The sequence below is a fragment of the Secundilactobacillus malefermentans DSM 5705 = KCTC 3548 genome, assembly GCF_001436395.1.
Classification (GTDB): Bacteria; Bacillota; Bacilli; order Lactobacillales; family Lactobacillaceae; genus Secundilactobacillus; species Secundilactobacillus malefermentans.
Genome location: NZ_AZGJ01000125.1, coordinates 1 through 1,033, shown reverse-complemented (window position 1 = coordinate 1,033; position 1,033 = coordinate 1). Strand labels below are relative to the sequence as shown.

At 33.2% G+C, this 1,033-nt stretch carries 1 protein-coding gene; it reads left to right on the top strand.

Annotated elements, in window-relative coordinates:
- The first annotated feature begins 83 nt into the window (after positions 1 to 83).
- Entirely contained in the window at positions 84 to 1,019 is a 936-nt protein-coding gene (locus FD44_RS10085) for a replication initiation protein (RefSeq protein WP_010620840.1), read from the top strand.
- Positions 1,020 to 1,033 lie beyond the last annotated feature (14 nt).

The following is a 1,033-nucleotide window of genomic DNA, read 5'->3' as shown; positions in this document are numbered from 1 at the left end:
TTGTCTGTTTATCAAGTACCTTTATAAGTTCTGTACTTGATAAAAAGGTACTTTTATTTTAATATGTGTTTGAGGTGATAATCATGTCTAATGAGTTAGTTAAGTATGATCCTGAGTTGAATACTATTCCCTTGAGAAAATTTACCCCAATTGAGATGAATTTATTTTTTTCAATTGTTTCCCGCATGCGGGATCAAGGGAATAAAACTGTTCGTTTCTCTTTTGACCAGTTAAAAGAGCTTAGTAACTATAAACCAACCGCAAATAAACGTTTTATTGATGATATTGAAAATACATACCAAAAGATCCTCAGCCTTAGGTTTGGCCGTAGAAGTAAGAGTGGCTTAAATCGTGAATTTTTTGTTATGTTTACTGAATTTGAAATTAAAGGTGAAGCTGAAGAGCCTTATGTTGATATTCAGATTTATCCCAAAGCATTGCACTTGCTAAACGATTTAGAAAGTTGGGTTCGTTATGCCCTAACAGAATTTAGAAATTTAAAAAGCAGTTACGCTAAAACAATGTTTCGTCTAATTAAGCAATTTCGAACTACTGGCTATTCTTATTTCTCTAAAGAAGATTTTTTTGAATTGCTTGATATACCTAAAAGTTATTGGAATAGTCCTTCAAATGTTGACAAAAAGGTTATTAAGCCAATTAGAGAAGAATTAACCCCGCTTTTTAGAGGGCTAACGATTAGAAAAAAATATGGTAAAGGCAGAGGAAAACCAGTTATCGGTTATTCTTTTACTTGGAAACCTGAAAGAAAGGACGCAAATGATTTTTCTCAAGGCAAATTTCAAGATGAGCGTCAAAAACTCTTTAACATTCAGCACAATGATGAATTATCAGATAAAGAAAAGTGGCGTGCAATTGACAAAGTTAAATGCTTGCCTTTAGGAACAACTGAAAAACAGGTACTGGCTGAAAAACAAGCTGAACATGATCAAAAAATCAGAGATCAAGCAAGACAAGAATTTCTCGCTGATCTCCGAAAGGGGTTTGGAAAACATGCCTAAAACTATTAGAGAAC

What these genes read in the sequence shown, in the direction of transcription:
- FD44_RS10085 (WP_010620840.1), top strand. Translation starts at nt 84, where the DNA reads ATGTCTAATGAGTTAGTTAAGTATGATCCTGAGTTGAATACTATTCCC.